Below are 25,450 nucleotides of genomic sequence, written 5' to 3'. Positions count from 1 at the left end.
GCAGAAACGAATCGACGCGGGCCCGCCGAGCCCGCCTCACGCGCGCAGGCCAAGCAAAGCCCTGCCCAAATTGGCGCGCTCACACAGATACACGACCACGACCAGCGGCGAACCAGGCCGCGGTGACCGACATGACGTTACCGAGCATCCAGGCAGAAACGAATCGACGCGGGCCCGCCGAGCCCGCCTCACGCGCGCAGGCGAAGCAAAGCCCTGCCCAACTTGGTGCGCTCACGCAGGTACACGACCGCAACCCCGGCGAACCCGGCCGCGGCGAGCAGGCTGAGCCAGTTGCCGAGCACCGCGCTGAGCACACTGAACCCGGCGCCCAGCGCACACGCGATCATGGTGCTCTTGCGGTGGCGGCGGTGCCGCACCAGCTGCTGGACCCCGAGCCGGATCGCCGCCGCACGCAGGCGGGGGTCTTCCGGTGCGCGGCCGGAGCGGCTGGCCCGGGCGGCGGCCCGGAACTGCGGCCAGGTCAGCTCTTCCCCGGCGGCCTGCCACAGCTCGTGTTCCGTACGGGCGGTCGCCGGTCCCATCGCCGCACCGAACGCCGCGCCCGCCCCGATGCCGATCAGCACGGCGACCCACAGCGGAGCGCCGGGCAGGGCCACCGTCGACACCATCAGCACGACGCCGACCGCGAACCCGGCCCCGAACCGCAGCCCCAGCACCCAAGCCCGCCGAGATCCCCCTCGCGTCCTCATCCCCTCATGGTCGGCCCGTCCGAAGCGGGCCGCGCGGCGACTACGCCGTACGGCCGATCAGGACGCGGGAGGTTCTTCCACCAGGGCCTGGCTCAGGTCGCGCAGCGCCCGCAGCTGCGCGGCGGTCAGCGTGCGGGTCATGGCGGTGGCCACGTGCCGGGCGTGCGCGCGGCCGAGGCGGGCCTGGACCGAGCGGCCCTCCGCGGTCAGCACGATCCGGGACGCCCGGCCGTCGCGGGGGTCGGACCGGCGCTCGACCAGCCCGCGGTGCTCCAGGCGGGCCACGAGCCGGGAGACCCCGGCCTGCGTGAGCAGGACGTCGTCCATGAGCTCGGTGATCCGCAGGCCCTCGTCGTGCCCGCTCAGTGCGTAGAGCACGCCGTACTCGCTCGGGGCGAAGCCGCCCCAGGCCCCGGCCTGCTCGAACTCGCGGGCCAGGGTCGCCTGGGCCCGGAACAGGGCCTCCCACGCCTCGTTCGCCACTCGGAAGACGCCCGCCATCGGCTCGGTTCGACCTCCTCCTGCTGCGCGTTCCGCCTCAGGATAGGCCGTCGGGAATACATGCGCAGTCATGTTGTTCTACTCGCTGTCAGCAGCCGGCGCCAGAAGGGCAGAGCAAGATGACCACCCCGGAACCCCTCGTCTTCGGTCTCGACACCTTCGGCGACGTCCCGGAGGACGACGCCGGCCGGCTGCTCTCGCACGGTGACGCGATCCGCCAGGTCGTCACCGAAGCGGTCCGGGCCGACGAACTCGGCGTGGACGTCATCGCCCTCGGCGAGCACCACCGCCCGGAGTACGCCATCTCCACGCCGGAGACCGTGCTGGCCGGCATCGCGACCCGCACCGAGCGGATCAAGCTCGCGTCCGGGGTCACCGTGCTGTCGTCGGACGACCCGGTGCGGGTCTTCCAGCGATTCGCGACCGTCGACGCCCTGTCCCGCGGGCGCGCCCAGGTGATCCTCGGCCGGGGCTCCTTCACGGAGTCGTTCCCGCTGTTCGGCTACGACCTGCAGGACTACGAGGTGCTGTTCGAGGAGAAGATCGACCTCTTCGCCCGGCTCCTGGACGAGAAGCCCGTCACGTGGGAGGGCACCACCCGTGCCGCGCTCGAGAACGCGGATGTCTTCCCCAAGACCGACTCCGGGCGGCTCGACACCTGGGTCGGCGTCGGCGGCTCGCCCCAGTCGGTCATCCGCACCGCCCGCTACGGCCTCCCGCTCATGCTCGCCATCATCGGCGGCGCGCCCGCGCGGTTCGCCTCCTACGTCGACCTCTACCGCCGGGCCGCCGCGCAGTTCGGCACGACACCGCACCCGGTCGGGATGCACTCCCCCGGCTTCGTCGCCGACACCGACGAGGAAGCCGTCGAAACGTTCTGGCCGCGCTACCGCGTCATGCACGACCGCATCGGCGCCCTGCGCGGCTGGCCGCCGATCGGCCGGGCGCAGTACGAGGCCGAGGTCGCCGAAGGGTCGCTGTACATCGGCTCCCCCGGCACCGTGGCGCGCAAGATCGCGGACGCCGTGCAGACCCTCGGCGTCGGCCGCTTCGACCTCATCTACACCGTGGGCAGCATCCCGGCCTCGGCCCGGCTGCACGCGGTCGAGCTCTACGGCACCGAGGTCATCCCCCGGGTGCGTGCCCTGCTCGCCGAGAAGAAGGTGTCGGCATGAGCCGGGTTCGCGTCGGCATCGTCGGCGCCGGCAAGGTGGGCACCGTGCTCGCCCGGCTGGCGCTCGACGCCGGCTACGAGGTACTGATCTCCGGCTCGGGTGACCCGGCCAAGATCGCGCTCACCGTCGAGGTGCTGACGCCGGGTGCGGTGGCCACCACCACAGCCGACCTGGCCGCCCGGTCGTCCGTGGTGATCCTGGCCCTGCCGCTCGGCAAGCACACCGCCCTGCCCGCCGAGGCGCTCGCGGGCAAGCTGGTGATCGACGCGATGAACTACTGGTGGGAGACGGACGGGATCCGCGACGACTTCCGCAGCTCGACCAGCGAGATCGTGCAGGCGTTCCTGCCCGCGTCCCGGGTCGTCAAGGCGTTCAACCACATGGGTTACCACGACCTGGAAGCCGACGCCCGCCCGAGCGGCGCCGACGGCCGCAAGGCGATCGCCATCGCCGGCGACGACCCGGCCGATCTCGCGGCCGTCGCGCGGCTGGTCGACTCGTTCGGCTTCGACCCGGTCCTCGCCGGTTCGCTCGCCGACGGCGTCCGGCTCGAACCCGGACGGGACCCCTTCGGCGCCCACGTCGGCGCCGACGAGCTGCGCATGATGATCGGCCAAGGAGCAGAGACGTGAAATTCCAGGTTCTGGACATCCTGCCGCACCTGACGAACCCGGTGAGCGGCCGCCAGGTCCGCACCGACGAACGGTTCGCGCAGGCACTCACCTCGGCGCGCTACGCAGAGGAGTTCGGGTACGACGCCGTCGCGCTCGGCGAACGCCACGCGGGGCCGTTCCTCAGCAGCGGCGTCACGGTGCTGCTGGGCGCGATCGCCGCGACGACCAGCCGCGTGCGGATCCAGACCGGCGTGTCGGTCCTGTCGATCCACGACCCGCTGCGGGTGGCGGAGGACTACGCCACCGTCGACCAGCTCTCCCGCGGCCGGCTGGAACTGGTCATCGGCAAGGGCAACGAGCTGCGCCAGCTGCCGATGTTCGGCATCGAGAACGGTGACCAGTGGGACGCGCTCGCGGAGAAGTACGAGCTGCTGCGGCGACTCTGGCGCGAGGAGAACGTCACCTGGGAAGGCCGGTTCCGCGGCCCGCTGAAGGACGTCACGAGCCTGCCGCGCCCGTTCGCCGGCGCACCCCGGATCTGGCACGGCTCGGCCACCACGGCGACGTCGGCCGAGCTGGCCGCGAAGTGGGGCGACCCGCTGTTCTCCGCCAACGCGATCCAGCCGCGGGACAAGTACACGGTCCTGATCGAGCGGTACCGGCAGCAGTACGCCGAGCACGGCCACGACCCGCGGCTCGCGTTCGTCGCGGCCGGCGCCGGGTTCCTCTACGTGGCCGACACCACGCAGGAGGCGAGGGAGGCGTTCGGCCCGACCTACGAGAAGATGGTCGCCTTCTTCAACCAGCCGGGAAACCACACCCCGGGCAACGCGATGACGTTCGCCACGATCGACGACGCGATCGCCCGCGGGCCCGTCCTCGTCGGCAGCCCGCAGCAGATCGCCGAGAAGATCCTGTGGTGGCACGAAGCCTTCCGGCACGACCTGCAGTCGTTCAGCCTGCCCACCATGCTCCCGCACGAGCAGCAGCTCGAGATGCTGGAACGGTTCGCCGGCGAGGTCGTGCCGGTCGTGCGCAAGGCGGCGCCCACGACACTGTGGACGGACGCCGACCCGTACGGCGGACGCCCCGCCGCTTACGGGCGCACCGCCCCCGACGCGGCCGATCGCGCTAAGATCTGACATTCATGTCAGGGGTCACCACCGGGAGGACGTCGTGCGGATCGGCGAACTGGCATCACAAGCAGGGGTGAGCGTGCGATCCCTGCGCTACTACGAACAACAGGGCCTGCTCACCAGCACCCGCAGCACCAGCGGGCAACGGCACTACACGGACGGCGAAATCGAGCGGGTGGCCTTCATCCAGCGGATGTTCGACGCCGGCCTGTCCAGCCGCACGATCGCCGATCTGCTGCCCTGCGTGGAATCCCCGAGTGAGGGCAACTCGGACGCCGCGTTCGAGCGGATGCAGCAGGAACGCGACCGGCTGACCCAGCACATCGCCGACCTCGTCCACACCCGCGACTCGCTCGACGGTCTCCTCGCCGCGAACCGGGCCCACCGCGAAACCTTCCGGGCAACCCGCTAGCGGCGCTCAGCTCGATTCGACGAGCTCGGCCATCCGGTCGAGGGTGCGGCGCATCGCGCCGCGCGCCGCCCAGCGACCCAGGACGACCACCAGCCGCAGCGGTTCCTGGCTCAGGTCCCAGCTCTCCCGGACCAGGGTGCCGTCGCCGTCCGGCTCGAACTCGTAACGCCAGATCCGGCCGCCGAAGACCAGGCGCCACTTCACCGAGTCTTCGTGCGGCCGGCTCTGCCAGGCGAACCGGCGGCCGGGTACGGCCTCGATCACCGTGCTCGTCATGACGTACTTGCCGCGCAGGTCCATCTTCATGCCGAAGTGGTCACCGAGGCCGAGCGGCCGGACCGGCGAGCTGACGTCGATCGCCTCGATCAGCGAGCCGGACCCGTCGATGTCCTTGTGCCGCACGGGATCGGCGACCAGTGCGTACATCCGGCCCGCCGGGGCGGCGATGCGGCGCTCGACGGACACGACCCAGCGGCTCATGCCGTCACCCTAGCCGCAGCCGTCACGGACCGGTGATCACGGCACGCCGACGGCGGCCGTGGAGCCCGACGACGAGGTTCGCTCCCAGCGCGGCGCCGACGATCCCGAGCACCGGGACGACGAACCCCGTTCCGGCCAGTGACAGCAGCACCGCGCCCGCCAGCGCGCCGGCGACCGCGGCCACGGCGCCGGGGAACCGGCCGCCCGATCCCGGGGCGGCGAGGTACGCGCCGAGCCCGATCAGCAGTCCGGCGCCGGGCACCACCACGGCAGAACCGAGGATGAACCAAGAAGGCGCGAGGGTCCAGGCGAACAGGACGCCCAGGAACCAGCCGCCCAGGCCCAGCGGCAGCACGGTCAGCACCCGGACCCACCGGCTCGCCCGGCGGCCCGGTGCGCCGCGGCGGTGGCGCCGCCGGGCGAGCAGGCCGAGCACGAGCAGGCCGAGCAGCACCCCGCCGGTCGTCACCCCGACCAGGAGCCCGGCGATCGTCGACATGCTGAGCGGCACCGCTTCGAAGTCGACCGGACGCCGGTCGAACTGCGAGCTGTCGACGCGGCCGGTGTCGAAGAACGTGGTCAGCAGGTGCTTGCCCGCTTCGGGCCGGTGGCCCCAGAAGTCGTCGGTGTGGCCCAGGCCCGGCAGGACCACCTGGTGCCCGCGGGACAACGAGGGCAGCAGCTCCTTCGTCGCGTTGACCGGCGGCGTCGAGAAGTCGAGTTCGCCGCCGATGAGCAGGGTCTCGACCGCACTGGGCCGGACCGTGCGGTATCCGGCGTTCTCCGGACTGTCCGGCCACGCGGTGAAGAAGCCCGACGGGCCGCCCCAGAGGAAGTCGGTCGAGGCGTTGCCGAGGATCGAGCCGGGATCGCCGCCGTCGGCGTAATAGCGCTTCGCGTCGGGGGCGTCGAGCATCGAGAAGGACGCGAACTCTCCCCAGACGGTGGAGGTCGGCAGGGCGAGGTCGGCGAGCACGGACATCGCCCACTTCGCGCCCGGACCGCCGTCGAGGTAGGCGTCGATGGCCGCGGGTGCGTTGTTCGGGGCCGACGCGCTTCCGTTGTAGTGCATGGCGTACTGGCTCAGGACCCGCACGTTGGTGTCCTTGATGGCCAGCGGTCCCCACCGCGACGGCATCGTGGCGACGCCGTCGCGGATGGACGCGGCGAGGTCGGGGGTCTTCGCGGCGCAGGCGGCGTCCGCCCGGCACAGGTCGGCGTACTGCCCGAACTGGGAGTCGGTGGTGCGCGGGTTCCAGAGCAGGTGGCCGGGCGGGTTGACCGAGATCATCGCCGAGCGCAGCAGCGCTTCGGGGTGGCGCCACCCGTAGACCGTCGCGGTCCGGGTGCCCGCGCTGGAGCTGACCAGGTCGATCCGCTGGTAGCCCAGGGCTTTGCGCGCCGATTCCATGTCGTCGACGCGCTGGGCGGCCGAGTAGCCGGTCAGGTCCACCCCGGAGCGCTGCAGGCGGTTCGCGCACTTGCCGAACGCCCGGCTGGTGGCGGGAAGGGCGTCGGCGCCGGTCATCCCGTCGGACGACTGCAGGGCGTCGGTCACCTCGGGGCAGTCCAGCCGCCGTGAGCCGTCGACGCCCCGGTAGCCGACGAGGACGACGTCGTGGTGGTCGGTGAGCCGGGCGGCCTGGGGGAAGTCCATGTTCGACAGGCCCGGTCCGCCGCCGAGCCGGAAGATCGGCTCGCCCACCGGTTGCGCGGTGGCCCGGATCCGGACGACGGGCAGGGCGATCAGGCTGGACGCCGGGTTCGTGCGGTTCTCCGCGACCACCAGGGTTCCGCAGTCGGCGGCCTGAGCTCCGGCTTCCGTGTCGAAGGTGCAGGGCTGGACGGTCAGCGAGTCCGGCGCGGCACCGCGCGGGACGCGGGGCGTGCCGTCCGGCCAGAAGATCACGGTGCTCAGCACGAGCAGGACGGCCGCGATGCCGGCGAAAACCACGGTTCGGCGGCGGGAAGGGGGAAAGCGCATGGCGGCACGGTATGAGCGGCGGCCCCCGGAGGGCGTCATACCGGGCTGTGATCGCTTGTCCCTCCAGGGAGTGACTTCCGGCCGGTCCGCGCCGGGCACAATGGCCGGATGTCCAGCAGCACGAACGAGATGGTGCGCTGGGTGCGTGCCCGCGCGGGCACGCACCCGGCGGAGCGGTCGCTGGCGCGCCAGTCACTGCTGGTGGGCGCGTTCTGCCTGGTCATCGACGTGGCGAGCTTCGTGACGCGGGGGCCGGCGCCGGGACCGTGGAACGCGGCGCTGCTGGCCGGAATCGTCGTCGCGGACGCGGTTCTCGTGTCGTCGCCGCGGTACTCCGGCTGGGTCGCGCTCGGGCACGCGCTGCTGGTTCCCGCGCTCGCCTTCGTCCTGCCCGGCCGCAGCGCGAGCACCGCCGGCCAGCTGGTCAGCGCCTACCGCGCCGGTGCCTGGTTGCGCGGCAAGCCGGCCGGCGCGGCGCTGGTCGTGCTGTGCGGCGGTGTCCTGTGCTCCCTGCTGATCAGCGGGCTGACCGCGCCGGCCTCGCTGGTGACCCTCGTGTCCGCCAACGCCTTGCTGCCGTGGCTGGTCGGGCGGTACACGACGGCGCGCAAGGCGCATGTGGACGAACTGCGCCACCAGCGGGAGGCGGCGCTGCGGGACGCGCAGGCGGAGGTGGCCGCGGCGGTGGCCAAGGAACGCGAGACGATCGCCGTCGACCTGCACGACGTCATCTCCCACCACGTCAGCGCGATCGGCGTCCACGCCACGGCGGCGCGGCTGAACCTCGCGGCGGTGCCGGTGCCGGCCGACGGCTCGGTGCGCACCTCGCTGACCGCGGTGGAGCAGTCCAGCCAGGCGGCGATGGTCGACCTGCGGCGGCTGCTTTCCCTGCTGCACGAAGGTGATCGGTCCCCGGAGCAGCCCGGCACCGCGATGCTGCCGGACCTGTTCGACGGCGTCCGGTCGTCCGGCCTGCAGGTGACGTTCGTCGTCTACAACGACCCGCACCCGCTGCCGCGGGCCGTCGACACCACTATCTACCGGGTGGCGCAGGAGATGATGACGAACACGCTGCGGCACAGCGACGGGACGGCGGCCCGGGTCGAACTCGACTACGGCGGCGACCACGTGGGACTCACCACCCGCAACCGGATCGCGGCCGCGGGCGGCTCCCCGGGGCTCGGTGTCGGTCTTGACGGGATGCGCAAGCGGGTCGAAACACTGGGTGGCACAGCGTCTTTCGGCGCCGCCGGGCACTTTTGGGAGTCGAGCGTGACCATGCCACTGGGAGGTGGATCGTGACCCTGCGCATCGTGATCGCCGACGACCACGCGATGTTCCGGTCCGGTTTCCGCGCGGTCCTCGACGCCCAGCCGGACATGGAGTGCGTCGCCGACGTCGGCGACGGTTACAGCGCCGTCGAAGCCGTCACCGCACTGGACCCGGACCTCGCCGTCCTGGACGTGCGGATGCCCAAGCTCGACGGTCTCGCCGCCGCCCGCCAGCTGATGTCGTCCGGGCGGCAGGCCTTGAAGATCGTCCTGCTCACGACGTTCGGCACCGACGACTACGTGCGCTCGGCGCTGGCCTCGGGCGTGAGCGGGTTCGTCCTGAAAAGCCTGCCGCCGGAAGAGCTCGTGACCGCGATCCGCGTCGCCGCCCGGGGTGACACCTACCTCGACCCGTCGATCACCAGCCGCCTCGCCCCGCGGCTGGCCGACGCGCTGGCCCCGGCCGTCCCGGACCGGGACCGGGCCCCCGGCCTGGAACGGCTCACCGCGCGCGAGCGCGAGGTGTTCCTGCTGATGGCCACCGGTTTCTCCAACACCGAAATCGGCGAGCAGCTCTACGTCGGTGAGCAGACCGTCAAGACGCACGTCTCGCGCGTACTGGCCAAGCTCGGTCTCCGGGATCGGGTGCACGCCGTGCGCTTCGGCCACCACCACGGCCTGATCGAGCCCCACGACACCTCGGGCTTGTGAACGCGCTGGCCGTCACAGCCGCCCGAGGTGCTCGTCGCCTTCCGGCAGCGGGGTGACGGTCCGGATGGTCGGCGGCGCGGCGAACAGCCCGCCGATCGCGGCCGTGAGCGCGGCCAGTGCCGGTGCCTTCTCGTGCTCCCGCAGCGCCTCGGCCGAAGCCCACTTCTCGATCAGCACGAACGTCGAGCGCGACCGCGGATCGCGGTGCAGGGCGTAGAGCTCGCAGCCGGGCTCACCGTGCACGGCGCGGACCGCGACGCGGAACGCCCGCTCCACCTCGTCCTCGTGCCCTTCCTCGACGACCAGGGTGACGACGTTGACGACCGCATGGTTCGCGCTCACGGAACTCCTTCGAAATCGCTGGTGGCTGAGGCGATCGAAGGTACGAGCTGACACCAATGTCAGCTGAAGCGTTTGGTGACGACCATCACCGGCCGTAAGTGCCTTACGGGCTTTCGCGGAATGAACGCGCATGCCTTCCCACAGAAGGTCGACGACCCGTTCGCGGCACCCGTCGCCTGGGCGAGCCCGCGCTTGATCGTCTCCAGCCGCTCCACCAAGGCCGGGGGCCGCCTCGACCAGGTCAGAGCTGCTACGGCAGCGCTTCCGGCGCGGCCGGCCGGCTGGGATACTTCGCCGATGAGCCCCACGCGGAACTGGGGATCGTCCTGCTGGCGATCTGCGCTCTCCTGGTGACGACGGTGTTCGTCGAGGGCCGGCGGCGGGAGAAGTCCGGCGGTGTCGGCCAGGTCCCGCCGCCGGCCCCGGAGTTCGCGCGCGAGATCGCCGCGCTGCGGGACGAGGACTACGACCTCGTCCTGCGGGGCGGGGCCCGGGTCAACGGCATCAGCGTGACGTGGCCGTTCGCCAGGTTGCTGGTCGGACGGAACCAGATCGAGCTGCGCGTCCAGACCCTGATGCCGATCCGGATCGCCCGCGCCGAGGTGACCGGCGTGCGCCGGGTGCGCGGGCCGTACAGCCGCGGCTTCAAGTTCCGGACGGAGTCGGGCCGGTTGGAGAAGGTGAGCTTCTGGCCCGTGGGCAAGGCCGCGGAACAGCTGGCCGAACTCGGCTGGCGCTGAAACCGCACGGTGCGCACCGCGCTCTCACTCCTCGGTGAAAGACCACAGCGCGGAACCGAACCGGACGGCCCACCCGGCCGCACCAAAAAACAACGCAAATGATTGGTCATTGCTCCGTTCGACGGAAAACAAAAAGTACTCGAACGGCCCCACAAATAACTCACTGAATCAGCGTAGTAACTTTCCGTTCGTTTAACGCGATTTTCACACCGCATCCTCAACCAGTGAAACCAGTGAAAGAAGCGTGAGACGAATGAGACGCAGGCTATGGGCGTGCGCCGGAGTGACAGGAATCGCGGCGCTGCTCGCGAGTTCCGTCCCGGCGAACGCCGTGAACGGAAACCTCCCCGGCGGGACGAGCATCGCGGTGGACATCACCGGGCCCGCCGACAACGCCGTCGTCCCGCCCGGACCGGTGACGGTCACCGGAACGGCGTCGATCGGCACCGGGGTCGCGGTCAAGGACACCGCGCTGACCTACGTGCTGGACGTCTCCGGCAGCACGGCCTCGACCTGTTCGAGCACCAACGTGCTCGGCTGCGAGGTCATCGCGGGCAAGAACCTCAACACCAACGCGGCGGCCCCGAACACGGTCGTCGGGCACGTCGGCGCCGTCGTGTTCGGCTCGGACGCCGCGCCCGCGGACGTCGTGCCGGCCGCCGGGGACCAGCTGCTCACCGGCCCCGCCACGGACGCCAACACCAACGGCACCCGGGACATCGACGAGGTGCTGAACTCGGCGGCCATCGGCGGCATCGGGCAGTTCACCGCGAAGAACGTCGGCGGCGGCACCAACTACATCGCGGGCATCGGCTCGGCGACCACCGTCACCAACGCCCAGGCCGAAGCCCGCAAGATCGTCGTGTTCATGTCGGACGGTCTCGCCACGGGCGACGTGCGGCCGGCCGCGGGGGCGGTCCCGGCGGACGTCACCTACTACACCTTCGCCGTGGGCGCCGGGGCGAGCTGCGCCGGCACCAGCTACAACGCCAGCCTGCAGGCGATCGCGGACCTCACCCACGGCACCTGCACCGCGGTCCCCGACCCGGCGAACCTGCCGAACGTGGTGCCCGGCCTGATCAGCGCGAAGCTGACCGGCCTGACCCTGAAGGTCGACGGCGGCGGCTTGATCCCGGTCACCAACGTCACCCCGGGGCTGCCGCAGACCGGCCCGGCGTCGGTGAGCTTCACCGTCGCCACCCCGGCGCTCGGGGCCGGCACGCACGAACTGTGCGTCACCGCGGCCGGCACCGACGGCGGCGGTGCGGGTGCGGTCACCGACTGCACCCACGTGGTCATCAACGGACCCCCGGTGGTCTCGGCGGGCGGCCCGTACTCCGGCAACGAGGGCTCGGCCGTGCCGATCACGGGCACCGCGACCGACCCGGACAACCCCGGCGTCGGCACGACGTGGACCATCGCGCCGTCCTCCGGCGTCGACCCGGGCACCGCGTGCGCGTTCGGCAACGCGAACACCTTGTCGACCACGGTGACCTGCAACGACGACGGCGTCTTCACCTTGACGCTGACTGCGGACGACGGCGTCAACCCGCCGGTGGTGAAGACCACCACCGTCACCGTGGCCAACGTCGCCCCGGCCGTCACCATCACCGCGCCGGCCGACGGCGCGCTGGTGAGCCCCGGCACCCCGGTCGCGGTCACCGCGCCGTTCACGGACCCGGGCAGCCACGACACGCACACCTGCACCGTGGACTTCGGTGACGGCGGCCCGCCCGTGCCCGGCACCATCACCGGCACGACCTGCCAGGCGAGCCACAGCTACTCCGCGTCGGGCAGCCACACCATCACCGCGCGGGTCGCCGACGACGACGGCGCGGCGGGCACGGCGGTGACCCACGTCGTGACCAACGCCGCGCCGGTGGTCGCCGCGGGCGGCCCGTACTCCGGACAGGAGGGCACCGCGGTCGAGATCGCGGGCACCGTCACCGACCCCGACGGGCCGGACCTGACCACGCACTGGACGATCGCCCCGGCCTCGGGCGTCGACCCGGGCGCGGCCTGCGCATTCGGCAACCCCGATGCGCTGTCCACCACCGTCACCTGCGACGACGACGGCGTCTGGACGCTCACCCTGACGGCGTCCGACGGCGTCGCCGCGCCGGTCGTCAAGACGACAACGCTCACGCTGAGCAACGTCGCCCCGCACGTGACGATCTCCGCGCCGGCGGACAACACGGTGTTCGCCCACAACGCACCGGTCGGCGTCACCGCGCCGTTCACGGACGTCTCGGCGCACGACACGCACACCTGCACCGTGGACTACGCCGACGGCAGCCCGATCGCCACCGGCACGGTCGCGCAGGGCCCGGGTTCGGGCACCTGCACCGCTTCGCACGGCTACCCGGTTTCCGGCACGTACAACGTGCTGGTGAAGGTCACCGACGATGATGGCGGTTCCGCGACCGCCGTGGCCAAGATCATCGTCAACGACCCGCCCGTGGTCGTGCCCGGCGGCCCGTACGCGGGCAACGAGGGTGCCGCGGTGTCCCTCGGCGGGACGGTCGTCGATCCGGACGGGCCGCCGTCAACGGTGCACTGGAGCGTCGCCCCGGCGTCCGGTGTGGACAGTGGGACGGCCTGTGTGTTCGGCAACGCCGACGCCCTCGCCACCTCGGTGACGTGTGACGACGACGGCGTCTTCACGCTCACCCTGAGCGCGAACGACGGCCTGCACCCGGCCGTCGTCCAGACGACCACGCTCACCCTGGCCAACGTGGCGCCGGTCGTGGGCATCACCGCGCCGACGGCCGACAAGGTGTTCGGCCCCGGCGCTCCGGTGGCCGTCACCGCGCCGTTCACCGACGCGGGCAAGCACGACACGCACACCTGCACGGTGGACTACGCCGACGGCGGTCCGCTCGTCACCGGGACGGTCGCGCAGGGCGCCTGCACGGCGTCGCACGCGTACGCCGCTTCGGGGACGTACACGATCACGGTCAAGGTCACCGACGACGACGGCGGCGCAGGCACCGCGACGGTGCGGATCGTCGTCAACGCCCCGCCGGTGGTCACGACCGGCGGTCCGTACACCGGGAACGAGGGCGGCGCGGTGCCGCTCACCGGCGGGGTCACCGACCCCGACGGCCCGGTGCTGACCACGCACTGGAGCATCGCCCCCGCGTCCGGCGTGGACAGCGGGACGACGTGCGCGTTCGGCAACGCGGCCGCGCCGGCCACGACGGTGACCTGTGACGACGACGGGGTCTTCACGCTCACCCTGAGCGCGAACGACAGCCTGCACCCGGACGTCGTCAAGACCACGACTCTCACGCTGGCCAACGTCGCCCCGGTCGTGACGATCACCGCGCCGGTCAACGGGGCGAACGTCACCCGCGGGACCCCGGTGACCTTCACGGCGCCGTTCACCGACGCCGGGAAGCACGACACGCACACCTGCACGATCGACTTCGGTGACGGCAGCCCCGTCGCCACCGGGACGGTCGCCCAGGGTGCGGGTTCGGGCACCTGCAGCGCGTCGCACGCCTACACGGGCATCGGCGCGCACACGGTCACGGTGAAGGTCACCGACGACGACGGCGGGATCGGGACGGCCACGGTCAAGGTGGTCTTGTTCGTCAACGCGGAGGCGTGGGCGATCAGCGCGTCCGGGCTGGTCACCGTGGCGAAGACGCCGCTGGCGGGCTGCCCGCCGAGCTCGGACAAGACCACGGCGTCGGTGAACGTGCTCGGTCTCGCGTCCGTGAACGCGCTGCACGCGCAGTGCACGCTCGACGTGGCCACGGGACGCACCAACGCCTCGGCGACGGTGTCCGGGGCCAGCCTGCTCGGCGGGCTGATCAGCGTCACGGACATCGAGACGAGCTGCGTCGCGAACGAGCAGGGCCTGTCCGGCTCGTCTCGGGTCGGCAAGATCAACGGCCAGGTCATCGGCACGGCGCCGGTCACCATCGGGATCCCCGGCGTGGCGACGGTCTACGCCAACCAGACCGTCGCGGGCCCGAACGGCCAGCTCGCGCAGTACTCGGTCCGGGTGGTGACGCTGCTGGGCCAGGAGATCATCCTGTCGGGCTGCCGCATGGGCTTCTGACCCGAACCTGACCCGCGCACCCTGCCGGCCGCCGGCCGGCAGGGTGCGTGGTCGTACCCGTTCACCCGTTTGCGCCCGCGTTGTACGTTGTCAACAAGCCGTCAGCGCCGATGGGAAACCCGTCGCCGCGTGTGGCCAGGAGGCACTGTGCTGGAAGCGCTGGGCATGACTCCCGACGAAGAGCGGGTCTACCGCGTGATCGTCGGCGGCTACCGGACCGCGCCCGAGGAGATCGCGGGCAAGCTCGGCGTGAGCCGCGGCGAGGTGGACCCGATCCTGGAGGTCCTGCTGGTCAAGGGGCTCGTCAACCGGATCGACGAGCACTACGCGTCCGCGCCGCCGGACGTCTCGCTCGGCCCGCTGCTGGTGCACGGCCAGGAGAAGCTGGAGGCCGCCCGGGCCGCGGTGACCCAGCTCGCCGAGGAGTACCGCGGCAGCGCGCGGCGGCGGGACTCCGCGCAGCTCGTCGAGGTCGTCACCGGGGTGGACGCGATCCGGCGACAGGCCCTCGCCATCCAGCGCGGCGCCCGCGAAGAGTCGCTGTGGTTCTGCCTGGAGGGCAACGTCGCGATGGCGGCGTCGGAGAACGTCGAGGAGGCGCTGGCGCAGGCCCGCGGCGTGCAGTACCGCGTGATCTACGAGACCGGCCTGCTGGAGGAACCCGGCCGGATCGTCAACGTCCTGGAGGGCATCGAGGGTGGCGAGATCGCCCGCTCGATCTCGAAGCTGCCGGTGCGCCTGGCCATCTCCGACCGCTCGGTGGCGCTGTGCCCGCTGGTCAGCCACGACAGCACGGGCGAGCCCACCGCCGCGCTCGTCCGCGAGAGCAGCCTGCTGTCCGCGCTGGTCGCGTTGTTCGAGGTCTACTGGGAACGCGCGTCGCCGCTGCGGATCGGCGACACCGCGCCCGCGAGCCACCTCGACCCGGACGAGCGGCGGCTGCTGTCCCTGCTCATCGGCGGCGTCAGCGACAAGTCGATCGCGACGCAGCTCGACGTCAGCTACCGGACCGTCCAGCGGCGCCTGCAGGACCTGATGCGCCGGGTCAACGCCCGCACCCGGATGCAGCTGGCCTGGCAGGCCAGCAAACTCGGCTGGCTGGACGAGCCGAGCCCCGGGCACCTCCTGCCGCGAACCGGCGGAAGGCACCCGGGGCCCATACCCGACACTATTTCGAGCTGAGCCCGTACGCCCGGAGCACCGTCTGGTCGACGGTGTCACCCGCGTTGTCGGTGGCCTGCACCCGCAACGCGACGTACTTGTTCGTGGCCCCGAGCGACGGGTGGTCGATCCTGGCCACATAGGACTTCCCGGTGCGCTTGACCTCGACCGCGCGCCAGGTCTTGCCGTCGTCGTAGGACGCCCAGGCCTTCATCGACCGCACGTCCGGCGCGGCCATCCCGTCCTGGAACCGCGCGGTCAGGCCGATCTCGGCCCGGCGGCCGGCCGGGAGCCGGTTGCCGGCGTCGGCGTCCACCGCGTAGTCCAGCTGCAGCAACGGAAGCAGCGCCGGGGCCGCCGACCCTGCCGATCTTGCCGAGCGGAACGTCCACGACGTCTGCGTGCTGGTGCCGAACAGCCACTCCGGCGAATCGCGCCGGACCGACAGGTCGAGCCGGTAGGTCGCCGGGTCCGCGCCCGCGGGGAAGGACCCGAACGCGTACGGCTGTTCCGACACGAGCTTGCCGTCACGGAACAGCTTCGCCGACGTGACGGCCGGGGCGGTCTGGTCGTCACCCTCGTTGAAGCCGTAGTGCCCGGTCTGGCTGTCGACGAACTCCGGGATCTGGATCTTGAGGTTGTCGCCCTCACGCGTCGAGTCCATGCCGGGCACGCCCTTCGGAATGGCGGGCCGGACGACCGGCGCGAACCAGTCCTCGGTCAGGTTTTCCTTGCCCGTGTAGGTGCGCGGCGCCGAGGTCATGCCGCCGTCGAGCGGTGAGTCGTTGTCCCAGACCAGGCCGTGCTTGACCCGGTGCTGCCACTGGATGTCCCCGGAGCTGACGTACTCCTCCCGGGTCGAGGGCGTCGCCACGTACCGCTGGTACTCGTTGACGGCGAAGTCCTGCCACGGCTTCCACGCGAACCGCTGTTCCTTGGCCTCACCGCCGCTGCCGGTCTGGCGGTAGTGGGTGGTGACGGTCGCGGTGTTCGCCGCGGTGACCTGGTGGACGAGCTTCTCCGGGATCCGGTCGCGCTCGGTCTGCACCACGTCGTAGAGGTACGGGCTGACCGCGATCCCTTGCAGGTTCAGGAAAGTCGGGAAGCGTTTGATCTTTGCGAGGAGCGCCAGGCCGTCGTCCCGGTCGAGCTGAACGGTCGGGATCGTCAGGTACGGCGCCGCGCTGACCGACGGCACCGCGGCGGTGCCCCAGCCGTCCGGCACGGTGATGAAGACCATCGTCGCCCCGGCGTCCGCGGCGGCGCGGGAGACCTCGTCGCGGTTGTAGTCCGCCGGGTCCGGGTCGACGATCGCGGCCTTCCCGCGCACGTTCGCCTTCTTGAAGTCCGCCGGTTTGCCCGCACCCGCGGACACGGCCTGCAGCAGTCTCCAGCCGTCCAGTTTGGGCGAGCCGGCGAGGTAGCGGGTCGTGAGCGGATCACGGCCGCCCAGGACGTTCGCCGTCAACGGCGGCGCGATCCTCGACCAGCGGGAGCCGAACTCGAAGGCCCCGGTCGTCACCTTCGGCGTCGGGGTGACCCAGAGTTCGCGGGTGTAGTCGAACTGCATGGCGTAGTTCGCGATCTTGCGCGAACCGAGTTCCCGGTAGGTGTAGTAGCTCCAGATCCCCGCCTGCTCCGACGGTTTCGGGGTCTCGATCTGCACCTTCACCGCCTTGCGGGCGTCCAGCACGATCGTCGTGTCGCCGGTGACCCGGATCTCCGGCTGGACGACCTGGTAGACGTAGTCACTGCTCTGGACGCCGTTGACCTGTGCGGTCAGGTAGTACACGCCCGCGCCGAGCTCGGTCGTCATGCTGCCCGCCATCGCGGTGTTCACGTCGAAGCGGTAGTCCTCGCCGTACACCAGCAGCCACGGCACGAGGGCGGGTTTGCCCTGCAGGTCGAGGGCGGTGATGGTGACCTTGTGCTTCGGCGCGGTCTTGTCCGCGCCGAGCGCGGTGTGCACGACCACCCCGTCGGCGGTCGCGGTGAGCCGCCCGCTGTAGGTGCCCGCCGCCAGTTTCGCCGGGTCGCCGGTGATCGTGACGGTCGCCTGGCCACCGGCCGGAACGTCCACAGTGGATTTGTCGACGCGGATCCCGTCCGCGGCGGGAACGCCGGCCAGGGACTTCGCGTCGAGGGCGAGCTTCAGCGAGACCGGCGTGGTGCCGGCGTTGGTGTAGGTGACCACTTTGGACACCGGCGCCCGGCCGTCCTCGACCGCGCCGAGGTTGAGCGTGCCGGTGCCGAAGACCTTCTGCTTCACCGCACGGGCCACGTCGACCCGGCCACCGCCCTGCTCGAACACCGAAAGCCCGGCGGCGGTCAGGGAAGTGCTGGCCAGCGCGTCCTTGAGCCGGCTGCCCGTCCAGTCGGGGTGCTGCTGGGCGAGGATCGCCACGGCGCCCGCCACGTGCGGCGTCGCCATCGAGGTGCCGGAGGCGGCGGTGTAGTGGTCGTCGACGACGTCGCCCATGGCGGTCCCCGCGGCGCGGGCGGCGACGATGCCGACGCCGGGCGCGGTGATGTCGGGCTTGACGGCGTTGTCGCCGAGGCGCGGGCCGCGGCTGGAGAACGGCGCCAGGCTCTCGTCCCGGCCGACCGCGCCGACGGTCAGCGCGGCTTCGGCGGTGCCCGGCGAGCCGATCGTGTACGCGCCCAGTTCGCCGTCGTTGCCGCCGGCCACCACGAAGAGCGTGCCGGTCTGCGCGCTGAGCGCCTCGAGCCCGAGGCTGAGCTCGTCGGTGCCGTCGGTCGGGCCGCCGCCGAGGCTCATGTTGACCGCCTTGGCGCCGGAGTGCGCCGCCCACTCCATCCCGGCGAGGACCCAGGACTCGTAACCGAAGCCGTCGTCGTCGAGCACCTTGCCGACGAGCAGTTTCGCGCCCGGCGCGACGCCCTTGAGCTTGCCGCCCGACGCGGCGCCGGAGCCCACGATCGTCGAGGCGACGTGCGTGCCGTGGCCGAAGTGGTCGGTGGTGTCGGGGCTGGTCGTGAAGTTGACTGCCTCGCTCACCCGACCGGCGAGGTCGGGGTGGGTCGGGTCGTAGCCGGTGTCGAGCACGGCGACCGTGGTGCCGGTGCCGTCGTAGCCCGCGGCCCACGCCTCGGGCGCGCCGATCTGCGGAACGCTCCGGTCGAGGGAGGCGCGGACCTTGCGGTCCAGGGAGATCCGCTCGATCGCGCTGCCCGCCGACGACGTCCAGAACGCGGTGGCACCGGCCTTGCTGGCCCGCGCGGAACGGCCGTTGACGCTGCTCAGCGTCGCGCCCAGCTCGGCGGCGGCCGGGGCGGCCTCCTTGGCGCGGAGGTCGGCGCCCTTGCGGTAGGTGAGGATCAGCGGGAGCGTCTTCGACTGCTCGTCGGCGTACCCCTCGGCGATCAGCTCGGTGACGTCGAACAGGGTCCGGTCGACCTGCTTCGAACCCAGCCGCGGGGCGACGTCCTCGGGGAAGACGCTCAGGTGGCCGTTGATCTCCTGCTGGTGGAACCGGATGTTTTCCCGGCCGGGCGCGGGCTGGATGGTGGCGGCCTGCTTGCCGCCGGGCTGCCGTTCGACCTGGACGACGTCCCCGGTGAGCAGGGTGACCGAATGACGTTCCACAGCCGCGGATGACGGTGCCGCTTGCGGGCCGGGTGCCGCGTTCGCGACTCCGGCGGTGCCCGCGACCAGGGTGCCGGCGCAGGCCAGGACCAGAACACGTGATCTCCAGTGCATCGCACCAGGCTCGCGCCGGTGTCGTCATCCGTCACTAGGTCGGCGGCGTCCGAAACACGACACGTCGCATCTTCGTCAGCGGCCGGCGGACCGGCCTTTGTGGACCCGGAGTCCCGAAGATACGAGTGTGTGAAGACTTGTGTCATCTTTTGTCATCGGCGTGCGCGCCTACCGGGCTCGGCAGGTCCTGAGGTAGCTGAGGAACGAGGCCTTGACCCAGCTGCTGGCCTCCCTCGCGGAACGCGAAGGGCTCGGCACCGGGGAAGCGCTGACCACGGCCTCCGTCACCATCGCCGCGATTCGTGGCCTGCTGCCGCAGGAAGTCCTGACTCCAGGGGCCTCTCAGGAGCGTCGCAGCCCCGTCAGCAGGAAGTCGAGGTAACGGCGGCCGGTGGCGCCGCGCTCGGCGGCGCCGAGCCCGGGCTGGACGTTCACGGCGTAAGCGACCCCGCACATGAGCGACATCAGGTCCCTCTCGGACACCCCGGGGTCGAGCACGCCCGCCGCGTGCGCGCGATCCAGCAACCGGCCGAACCGGCCGGTGAGCCGCTGCTTGAGCTCGGTGGTGCTCGTGAGCGCGTCGGCCGGGGCGGCGAACACCGGCGGCAGGGACGCGTCGGTCAGCTGCGCCTCGATCCCCGCGGCCAGGAACCCGCGCAACGCCGGCCACGCGCCGGGATCGGCCAGCGCCTGCTCGGCGTGCTCCGCCAGCGCCGCCAACGCGGGCGCGGCGACCGTTTCCAGCAGTGCCTCCGGCGTGGGGAAGTGCCGGTAGACCGTGGCGACCCCGATGGAGGCCGCCCGGGCCACGTCGTTGAGCTGCAGCGGCCTGCCCTCGTCGACGTAGCGGCGGGCGGTCTCGACGATGCGCTCCCAGTTGCGGGCGGCGTCCTTGCGCAGCGGAGTGGTGGTCACGCCCACAGTATAAACGGATGAGTTATCCACCTGTGCTACGGTGAAACGGATAGCTCATCCACATCGGGCCGAGAGGACCCTCATGCCCACGACCACGCGTGACAGCGTCGACGTAGCCGGCAGGACCCGCACCTTCACCACGGTCGAGCCCGCGGAGGACACCGCGTCCCGCGCGCTCGTCCTGGTTTTCCACGGGTCGCACCAGACCGGCGACAAGCACCGGGCGTTCACCGGCCAGTCCTTCGACCGGCTCGCCGCCGACGGCACCGCGGTCGTCGTCTACCCGGACGGCTACCGGGGGAACTGGAACGACGCCCGCCGGGAAAGCCGGTTTCCCGCCCGGCTCGAGGAAATGGACGATCTCGCCTTCGCCCGGGCGATGATCACCAAGCTCGCCGCCGGGAACCGGATCGACCCGCGGCGGGTGTTCGCGATCGGCTATTCCAACGGCGGCCAGCTGGTCATGCGGCTCGCCCACGAGGCACCGGGGCTCCTCGCCGGCGGGGCCGTGATCGGTGCGACCATGCCCGCGCCGGAGAACTTCCTCACCACGGACACGCCGCCGGCCCCGCTGCCCCTGCTCTTCGTCCACGGGACGAAGGACCCGATCATCTCCTACGACGGCGGCACGATGAGCTGGTGGAAGCGGCAGGTGTTCAAGGTCGGCGGCGCCAGCTGGTCCGCACCCCGGACCGCCCGGTACTTCGCCGAGCGCAACGGCATCACCGCCGACCCCGTCACCACCCGCCACGAACCCCGGGCCGGCGGCGCCACCACGGTCGAGCGCACGGACTACCTCGAGAACGGCAAACCACCCGTGGTGCTGTACACCATCATCGGCGGCGGCCACACCGTCCCCGGCCCGGCCGCCAACCCCCGGATCCTCGGCAAGACCAGTCACGAGGTCGACACCACTGACCTCGTCGGCACGTTCTTCGGCCTTCGGCAGACCCGGCCGGGTTCAGTCGGCGCGAGCCGGGAAACCCCGTAGGGACAACAAAGAAGACGCCGGCAACCTCTCGTTCGCCGCGTCGGAGCGAAAGGCCTGAAGCAAGTAGGCGACCAGACATCGACTACGCCGCAACAGACCCGGCAACCGCTCCCTCGCCGCATCGACACGAAAAGCCCGAAGCAAGTACGCAACCAGACACCGACTACGCCACAACAGACCCCGCCGAGTTCAGTCAGCGCGAGCCGAGAAACCCCGTAGAGACAACAAAGAAGGCGCCGGCAGCCGCTCGCTGGCCGCATCGGCGCGAAAGGCCTGGAGCAGGTACGCGACCAGGCGCCGGGACGCCGCGGCGTCGTCCGGGAGGGCGGTCACGAGGGCACCGTGCGCCTGGAAGACCACCGCGAGGTCGGACGGGTGGAAGTCGGCCCGCAGCTCCCCCGCCGCCTGCGCCCGGCGGACCAGGGTCGCGAGACCCCGGTCGGCCCGCGTCCGGGCCCGTGTGTGGGCCGCCGCCTCGGCCGGGAAGGCGGCGGTGAACGCGGCCGGGAAACCCCGTTCCTCCCGCTGCAGCTCGCAGATCGTCTCGATCAGCCGCCGGAACCCCCGCCACGGATCGGGATCGGCCAGCGCCTCGGTGAAGGCTCGTGTGCAGGTCTCCATCTGCTGTGTGAACGCGGCCCGCACCAGTGCGTCCCGAGCCGGGAAACGCCGGTACAGGGTGGCGACCCCGACACCGGCGCGCCGGGCCACGGTGGCCATCGGCGCGTCGATCCCGCGCTCGGCGAACACCTCGCGAGCGGCGGCGAGGATGCGCTCCTGGTTGCGCCGCGCGTCCGCACGCAGGGCGTCCTGGGGCCGCATCCGAGAAGATGCTGCGGGCATTCTCTCTCACCTCGGCAGAAACGGATGACCTCGTCCACTTGCCAGCCTACCTTCGCGGTCAGTACCCCTGACGAAGGTGAGAACGGTGAACGACCGCACGATGAAAGCAGTGCTCTTCGACCGCTACGGCGATCCCGGCGTGCTCTACGTCGGCCGGGTGCCCCGGCCGGAACCGGCACCCGGCGAGGTGCTGGTGCGGGTGCGCGCGTTCAGCGTCAACGGCGGCGAACTGGCCGCCCGCTCCGGAAAGGTCCGCCTGCTCACCGGCCGGAAGTTTCCCCAGCGCGTCGGGCTGGACCTCACCGGCGAAGTGGCCGCACTCGGTACCGGGACGACGGCGTTCGCGGTCGGCGACCGCGTCTGGGGAGTCCTGGGACGCACGTCCGGCTTCGGCAGCGCCGCCGAGTACGTCACGGTGCCGGCCGGCCGCCTCGGCCTGGTGCCCGATGGTCTGGACCTGGTCGACGCCGCGGCGCTGCCGGTCGCCACCACGGCGGTGACCGCGCTTCGGGACAAAGCCGCGCTGCGTCCCGGCGAACGGCTCCTCGTCCGCGGCGCGGCCGGCGGCGTCGGCAACACGGCCGTCCAACTTGGACACGCGTACGGCGCCGAAGTCACGGCCTTGGCGCGCGCCGCCAACCTCGACTTCGTCCGCGGGCTCGGCGCCGGGCGGGCCCTGGACCACCGAGCCGTCCCGCTCCCGGAACTGGGCCGGTTCGACGTGGTCCTGGACACCGTCGGCACCGACCTCCCGAGCTTCCGGCGACTGCTGGCACCGGGTGGCCGCATGGTGACCATCGCCTTCGACCTGACCAGGGCCGTCCGATCACTGGGCTACATCGCGGTGAGCGCGGTGCACGGACGCGGCCGCGTGCGCGCGTTCAGCGGCAATCCCCTGCGGGCCGACCTGGACGACCTCGCCCGGCACGTGACGGAAGGGAAACTCCGCCCGGCGGTCGACAAGGTGTTCCCCCTGGAGGAGACGGCGGCCGCGCACCGGGCGCTGGAAGCCGGTGGCGTACAAGGCAAGTACGTCGTCAGGATTGACTAGGGACGCCGGATGAGGGTTTCCACGCCGTCCAGGATGCGCTCGAGGCCGAACGAGTAGCCCCCTGACCCACCTGCTCCCAGCCCGAGGCAGTTCGTGAGACCGAGCGCCGGTTCAGAGACGTTCGGGGATGTCGGGGCCTCGGCTGGGGAGGTAGTCGCGACCCTCGTCCCGAATCCTGGCCGGGTCGAAGCTGTACTGGTTGAAGACGGTCATGTTCGGGATCCAGCGCTTGCGGCGGCCGACGAGGTAGACGTTGCCCGTTTCCAGCTCCCGGGCGAGGTAGGCCCCATCGATCAGGGGATCCCCGAGGTCACAGACACCACCGTTGGGCTGGATCCCGTTCCAGGTCGCCCACAACCTGAAGTAGGTCGCCTCGTTGGGAACTTGGTGCCGTTCGCCGTCGATCACCAGGTAGACGGCCGTACTCCCGGCGGGCTGGAAGCGGAAACCGTTGTACACGTTGCAGATCGCCTGCGTGGTCGACTGACCGGCCACGGCCGGCGCGGCCGCGGCGACGGTGCCCGAGCCGGCCACGGCCGCCAGCGCCAGTGCCGTCCCGATTCTTCGCATTCCGTTGTGCGTGAAGATGTTCATCGGTTCTCCCCCGTTGTCGATTCCCTCCGACGGTAGCCACCCGCCGCACGGCGAGGCGAGTCACAAACTGCACAGTGAGCGCTCGCAACGGTTTCCCGGTGACGAGTGACTCCCGCGCCCACCGCGAGCCGGACGGCTCCCGATCGCCGGGGAACGCGGGGTATCACCGCGATGACCCGCTTCGGAAGGCGGTTTCTCCCCTGGTTTGTCCGGCGAAATGAGCTTCGAGGCCGGAATATCCGTTTCGTGCCCGCTCGGCGGCGACGAGGACTACCATCGTGGGCACGCTGGGGGGCGTGGGGAAAGCCCGCCGGATGTCCGAGGGGCTCACATGGATACGCATGCACAGAAGGAAAGTGCCGCGGCCGGCTTCAAGGCCGACACCTACACCATGGAACAGATGCGGCAGAAACTGGTCGAGGTGAGCGCCTACTTCCAGGCCGAGGTCGACCGGATGAGCGGCTTCGGGACCAGTCTCGGAACCACGTTCTACGGCGGGCACCAAGGCGAGACCGGCCAGTTCCAGCAGGCCTACCAGTCGTTCGGCCACGAGTGGAACACCCAGTTCGGCAGGATGCTCGCCCTCGACCAGACCTTCGTGAACCTCATCAACGAGCACGCGGAAGCGGTCAGGCAGGCGATCAGGCTGTACGACGACGCCGACAACGCCGCGCGAGAGCGCCTGGAAGCCATTCTCGACAAGATGAAGTGATCCAGCCAGGGGGGGAACAATGACAACCGAATGGCCACCGCCGGCCGCCGCGGAATCACCGGCGCTGCTGGTCCGGGTGGACGTCAACGACATGCCGAACGCCAAGCCGTTCTCCGCCTACTTGGAGGCGCTGGACACCGTTTCCGTCGTCACCGGGTGGACCCCGTGCGTCGGGACGTTGAACGGGGTGGAACGCGAGTTCCACGGTCTCGGCGTTCCCGGCAAGGTCTACGAACCGGCTTCGATCCGGGTGGCGACTCCCGACCAGTGGCAGAACGCGTCGGAGAAGCCGGAGTTCGTGCGCACGGTGCTCCAGCACCTCGGTGCCGGCCCCGAGCACTTCATGGCGTTCGCCCAGGTGCTGTCCGGGCAGGACATCGCCATGGGCGGGACGGTGACCGAGGAGGGGGAAGGCTACGTCACCCCCATCGACTGGGCGTACTACAACCTCGCGTTCGCGATGAACGTGAAAACGGAATCGCCTTCGGGAAACGTGACCGACGCTCTCGCCGACTTCGCCGAACTCAACAGCGCGGCCGAAGTGATCAATGCCACGAAGTGGGAGGGTTCGGGCAAGGACAAGGCACTGGGGAAGTTCATCCTCCTGATGAACTACCTCATCCACATCCGGGCACCGATGCACGCCGAGTTCGGGGCGACCCTGGTCGCGTACGCCGCGCTGATCAAGGCGGCCAGGGAACAGCTGGACGGCATCATGGCGCAGGCGCACACGGCGATGCGCCGCCTGGATGCCGCCGAGGGGGACCTCGTCAAGACCTTGGCGGCGCTGCTGACCATGGCGGGCTTCCTGCCGGGGCTCCCGTACGCCATCTCCTTCGGGATCCAGGCGGCTTCCATGGTCGTTTCGGAAATCGAGAAGCAGGCGGAGAAAAAGGAAACCCCGGTCAAGATCACGATCCCCGACAACAGATGCCACACGTGCGTGGACATCCTCCGCTGGTACCTCGACGAGGCGCGCACCACGTGCGAAGTCCTGGCCGACGGTGTCGCCAAGCTGACGAAGCGCCTGCACGAGCTGCTCGACGAGGTCATCACCACGGCAACGCAGAAAGCGGAATTCCCGGAAGGCCTCAACGCGTTGCCGAACTGAGCCACGGGTCCCGCGAAAACGTCGCCCGCCGGATCATGGGAAGCTCACCGGAGATCGACGCGAGCCGTCACGCCCGCTGACGATCGGCGTGCGGTCCTGTCAGCGGGCGAACAGTGAACGGTCAGCGAGGCCGCTCAGCCTGACGGCATGACGAACCTCGCAGACCGTGTCGCACCAACACCCCGCCGACCGCTCCTGGCCACGAT

Annotated in this window: 22 protein-coding genes; 13 read left to right on the top strand and 9 right to left on the bottom strand. The window is 71.0% G+C overall.

Features of this window, described 5'->3' with window-relative positions:
* Positions 1–188: 188 nt before the first annotated feature.
* Positions 189–710, bottom strand: coding sequence for a hypothetical protein (locus ACIOD2_RS41135; RefSeq protein ID WP_400550738.1), 522 nt, complete (start codon positions 708–710; stop codon positions 189–191).
* 57 nt (positions 711–767) lie between these two features.
* Positions 768–1,211, bottom strand: a complete 444-nt coding sequence (locus ACIOD2_RS41130) for a MarR family winged helix-turn-helix transcriptional regulator (RefSeq protein WP_400550736.1) — start codon at positions 1,209–1,211, stop codon at positions 768–770.
* A gap of 119 nt (positions 1,212–1,330) precedes the next feature.
* On the opposite strand from ACIOD2_RS41130, the gene ACIOD2_RS41125 reads away from it, so the two are divergent.
* The 4 genes from ACIOD2_RS41125 to ACIOD2_RS41110 are packed head-to-tail and all read left to right on the top strand — an operon-like array spanning position 1,331 to position 4,548.
* Positions 1,331–2,386, top strand: a complete 1,056-nt coding sequence (locus tag ACIOD2_RS41125) for an LLM class flavin-dependent oxidoreductase (protein ID WP_400550734.1) — start codon at positions 1,331–1,333, stop codon at positions 2,384–2,386.
* Positions 2,383–3,018 carry an NADPH-dependent F420 reductase gene (locus tag ACIOD2_RS41120; RefSeq protein ID WP_400550732.1) on the top strand — a complete coding sequence of 212 codons (636 nt, stop codon included), beginning with the start codon at positions 2,383–2,385 and terminating at the stop codon, positions 3,016–3,018. The genes ACIOD2_RS41125 and ACIOD2_RS41120 overlap by 4 nt, the downstream gene beginning before the upstream one ends.
* Positions 3,015–4,142, top strand: a complete 1,128-nt coding sequence (locus ACIOD2_RS41115) for an LLM class flavin-dependent oxidoreductase (RefSeq protein WP_400550730.1) — start codon at positions 3,015–3,017, stop codon at positions 4,140–4,142. The genes ACIOD2_RS41120 and ACIOD2_RS41115 overlap by 4 nt, the downstream gene beginning before the upstream one ends.
* Positions 4,143–4,176: 34 nt before the next feature.
* The gene (locus ACIOD2_RS41110) at positions 4,177–4,548 is read left to right on the top strand and encodes a MerR family transcriptional regulator (protein WP_400550728.1); all 372 of its coding nucleotides are present in this window, start codon (positions 4,177–4,179) and stop codon (positions 4,546–4,548) included.
* Positions 4,549–4,554: 6 nt separating this feature from the next.
* Here ACIOD2_RS41110 and ACIOD2_RS41105 read toward each other — a convergent pair whose 3' ends face one another.
* Both ACIOD2_RS41105 and ACIOD2_RS41100 read right to left on the bottom strand, forming a co-directional pair.
* On the bottom strand, positions 4,555–5,028 hold the full coding sequence (locus ACIOD2_RS41105; RefSeq protein ID WP_400550726.1) for an SRPBCC family protein: 474 nt from the start codon (positions 5,026–5,028) through the stop codon (positions 4,555–4,557).
* A 22-nt stretch (positions 5,029–5,050) separates the two neighbouring features.
* Positions 5,051–7,012, bottom strand: coding sequence for an alpha/beta hydrolase (locus ACIOD2_RS41100; protein WP_400550724.1), 1,962 nt, complete (start codon positions 7,010–7,012; stop codon positions 5,051–5,053).
* 108 nt (positions 7,013–7,120) lie between these two features.
* Between ACIOD2_RS41100 and ACIOD2_RS41095 the strand changes: the two genes are divergently transcribed.
* A complete protein-coding gene (locus ACIOD2_RS41095; RefSeq protein WP_400550722.1) occupies positions 7,121–8,314 on the top strand; it encodes a sensor histidine kinase in 1,194 nt (397 codons plus the stop codon).
* Positions 8,311–8,994, top strand: a complete 684-nt coding sequence (locus tag ACIOD2_RS41090) for a response regulator (protein WP_400550720.1) — start codon at positions 8,311–8,313, stop codon at positions 8,992–8,994. The genes ACIOD2_RS41095 and ACIOD2_RS41090 overlap by 4 nt, the downstream gene beginning before the upstream one ends.
* Before the next feature lie 12 nt (positions 8,995–9,006).
* Here ACIOD2_RS41090 and ACIOD2_RS41085 read toward each other — a convergent pair whose 3' ends face one another.
* Positions 9,007–9,336 carry a putative quinol monooxygenase gene (locus ACIOD2_RS41085; protein WP_400550718.1) on the bottom strand — a complete coding sequence of 110 codons (330 nt, stop codon included), beginning with the start codon at positions 9,334–9,336 and terminating at the stop codon, positions 9,007–9,009.
* 350 nt (positions 9,337–9,686) lie between these two features.
* On the opposite strand from ACIOD2_RS41085, the gene ACIOD2_RS41080 reads away from it, so the two are divergent.
* From ACIOD2_RS41080 to ACIOD2_RS41070, 3 genes are all read left to right on the top strand, one after another.
* Positions 9,687–10,076 (top strand): hypothetical protein, encoded by a 390-nt coding sequence (locus tag ACIOD2_RS41080; RefSeq protein ID WP_400550716.1) that lies wholly within the window; start codon positions 9,687–9,689, stop codon positions 10,074–10,076.
* A gap of 283 nt (positions 10,077–10,359) precedes the next feature.
* Entirely contained in the window at positions 10,360–14,145 is a 3,786-nt protein-coding gene (locus ACIOD2_RS41075; protein ID WP_400550714.1) for a PKD domain-containing protein, read from the top strand.
* A 147-nt stretch (positions 14,146–14,292) separates the two neighbouring features.
* Positions 14,293–15,327 (top strand): helix-turn-helix domain-containing protein, encoded by a 1,035-nt coding sequence (locus tag ACIOD2_RS41070; protein ID WP_400550712.1) that lies wholly within the window; start codon positions 14,293–14,295, stop codon positions 15,325–15,327.
* Here ACIOD2_RS41070 and ACIOD2_RS41065 read toward each other — a convergent pair.
* Together ACIOD2_RS41065 and ACIOD2_RS41060 are read right to left on the bottom strand one after the other, a co-directional pair.
* The gene (locus ACIOD2_RS41065) at positions 15,314–19,027 is read right to left on the bottom strand and encodes a S8 family serine peptidase (protein ID WP_400550710.1); all 3,714 of its coding nucleotides are present in this window, start codon (positions 19,025–19,027) and stop codon (positions 15,314–15,316) included. The two genes, ACIOD2_RS41070 and ACIOD2_RS41065, sit on opposite strands and share 14 nt — an antisense overlap.
* Before the next feature lie 342 nt (positions 19,028–19,369).
* Entirely contained in the window at positions 19,370–19,942 is a 573-nt protein-coding gene (locus tag ACIOD2_RS41060) for a TetR/AcrR family transcriptional regulator (RefSeq protein WP_400550707.1), read from the bottom strand.
* A gap of 82 nt (positions 19,943–20,024) precedes the next feature.
* Here ACIOD2_RS41060 and ACIOD2_RS41055 point away from each other — a divergent pair, with 82 nt between their 5' ends.
* Positions 20,025–20,933 carry an alpha/beta hydrolase family esterase gene (locus ACIOD2_RS41055; protein ID WP_400550705.1) on the top strand — a complete coding sequence of 303 codons (909 nt, stop codon included), beginning with the start codon at positions 20,025–20,027 and terminating at the stop codon, positions 20,931–20,933.
* Between the two features lie 189 nt (positions 20,934–21,122).
* Here ACIOD2_RS41055 and ACIOD2_RS41050 read toward each other — a convergent pair whose 3' ends face one another.
* Entirely contained in the window at positions 21,123–21,755 is a 633-nt protein-coding gene (locus tag ACIOD2_RS41050; protein WP_400550703.1) for a TetR/AcrR family transcriptional regulator, read from the bottom strand.
* A 106-nt stretch (positions 21,756–21,861) separates the two neighbouring features.
* Between ACIOD2_RS41050 and ACIOD2_RS41045 the strand changes: the two genes are divergently transcribed.
* Positions 21,862–22,827 (top strand): NAD(P)-dependent alcohol dehydrogenase, encoded by a 966-nt coding sequence (locus ACIOD2_RS41045; RefSeq protein ID WP_400550701.1) that lies wholly within the window; start codon positions 21,862–21,864, stop codon positions 22,825–22,827.
* Between the two features lie 111 nt (positions 22,828–22,938).
* Here the strand turns inward: ACIOD2_RS41045 and ACIOD2_RS41040 are convergent, their stop codons facing one another.
* Positions 22,939–23,421: a hypothetical protein gene (locus ACIOD2_RS41040; RefSeq protein ID WP_400550699.1), complete on the bottom strand. Its 483-nt coding sequence runs from the start codon at positions 23,419–23,421 to the stop codon at positions 22,939–22,941.
* 331 nt (positions 23,422–23,752) lie between these two features.
* Here ACIOD2_RS41040 and ACIOD2_RS41035 point away from each other — a divergent pair, with 331 nt between their 5' ends.
* Both ACIOD2_RS41035 and ACIOD2_RS41030 read left to right on the top strand, forming a co-directional pair.
* Positions 23,753–24,133: a hypothetical protein gene (locus ACIOD2_RS41035; protein WP_400550697.1), complete on the top strand. Its 381-nt coding sequence runs from the start codon at positions 23,753–23,755 to the stop codon at positions 24,131–24,133.
* Positions 24,134–24,152: 19 nt separating this feature from the next.
* On the top strand, positions 24,153–25,244 hold the full coding sequence (locus ACIOD2_RS41030; RefSeq protein ID WP_400550695.1) for a hypothetical protein: 1,092 nt from the start codon (positions 24,153–24,155) through the stop codon (positions 25,242–25,244).
* The last annotated feature ends 206 nt before the right edge of the window (positions 25,245–25,450 follow it).

Source organism: Amycolatopsis sp. NPDC088138 (genome assembly GCF_044741685.1).
In the GTDB taxonomy this organism is placed as follows: domain Bacteria; phylum Actinomycetota; class Actinomycetes; order Mycobacteriales; family Pseudonocardiaceae; genus Amycolatopsis.
This window is presented reverse-complemented; position numbering and strand designations above follow the sequence as displayed.